Annotated in this window: 2 protein-coding genes; both read right to left on the bottom strand. The window is 35.0% G+C overall.

The features are described 5' to 3' along the window. On the bottom strand, positions 1-718 hold a 718-nt coding region (locus tag ABMA79_RS14670), incomplete at its 3' end, for an ArsA family ATPase (RefSeq protein WP_393093540.1). Between the two features lie 8 nt (positions 719-726). Continuing rightward, positions 727-1,486: hypothetical protein (locus ABMA79_RS14665; RefSeq protein WP_393093537.1), on the bottom strand; the 760-nt coding region annotated here is incomplete at its 5' end.

Genomic DNA, 1,486 nt, shown 5'->3' with positions numbered 1-1,486 from the left:
GTTCCTTCATATGTTCGGCCGAGGTTACTAAGTACCACCTAGAGTGAGCTGGATCATTTAATGTCTTTTCTACACTTAAACCATCGATAAATTTCTCACGATTTCCATAGAGGATTGAAATGGCCTCAAGGAAGTCGTTAATAAAGCCCTGTCCTGTGACGCTTTCTAAGTAGCTTAGAAACTTTTCAATTCCTGTTGAAATAATGCGATTGAAAAAACGTCCTGGCTTATTCTGATTTGTTATATAGTTAAAAGCTTCTGCAAAAGTCTTATTGAAAAAGCGATTGATCTTCTTTGATGAATTTAGGAAGTCTAAAAAGTTTTTTCCTGGTGCTGTGTCTACAACAATTGCATCATAGATATTGCGATTAATTTGTGTCTGAATTTCAAGAACTGCAAGAATCTCATTGAGACCACCTCTTGAACTGGTTAGATTTTCTAAAATTTTATTATCAACTTTAGAACCAAGAATCTTTTCAAAAGATGACTTACAATCTAATAGAAGAACATCAAAAGAAATCTCTTCACTTTTAAATTCAACGATTTCAGATTGGTCTTTTAAATTTAAAAGCTGTCTTAGGCGCTTGGCCGGATCAATTGTGATTAGTAGAACTTTCTTATTATCAGCGGCTAATGAGAAGGCGCGGGATGCTGAGATCGTTGTTTTTCCAACGCCTCCTGTTCCACAAAAAATTTCTATTTTTTTAAAGTCCTTCACTAGCAAGCCTATTTGGATTTAAAGATATCCATTTTTTCTATAATTAAATCACTCAACGCCTCCACTTGTTGCTCTTGATTTTGAGCAATAATTAGCGGGAAGTGGAGATCATATTTTACCTGAAACTTCTTCTGTAATTGTTTTTGATTCTCAATCTTTACCTTAATAAAGTCTGGAGTATCATCTTCAGGGAACTTATTCAAAGTTAAGTCACAGTTGAGAATTTCAATTGTTGAAATATTGTATTCGTCAGTGAGTTCAGCTCTTAACTCAACTCCCTCTTCAACAGCAAGCTCTGTTGGAATACTAACCACGACACATTGAGTGTGTTCTTTATTCGTTAAGAAGTTATGCATCTTATCGATATCGTTTGCTATTGGCCCAATCTTAAAAATATCTTTAAAGACCTTAGGTGAGTGAATTGTTGAAAGAAGGTGACCAGATGCTGGTGCATCTACTATCACAATATTCTCTTCGTCTTTTGCAAGATCAATAATGTGCCCTAGAAAAATGAGTTGGCCAAAGCTTGGCACCATATCAAAGAGGGCCTTAAAGAAAGAAGTTGAAACAATCCACTTTGCAATTGTTTTAGAATTGAGCTTTCGAGCAATATATTCTTGGACTGAGCTTAAGTGAGTTAGTTCAACGGTATTGATATCAAGAGACTTGATAAGTTCTTTATCCTCATTTTGTTCAAATGAGAAATAATAGACATTCTTATTATGATTAAGTTCAGAAATCGACTTAGTAAGCGCCAGGGAAGTGAGT

Origin of the sequence: Halobacteriovorax sp. HFRX-2_2 (assembly GCF_043196705.1) — a bacterium.
Taxonomy (GTDB): Bacteria; Bdellovibrionota; Bacteriovoracia; order Bacteriovoracales; family Bacteriovoracaceae; genus Halobacteriovorax_A.
Note: the sequence above shows the minus strand (reverse complement) of the source record. Positions and strands in the feature narration are given on the sequence as shown.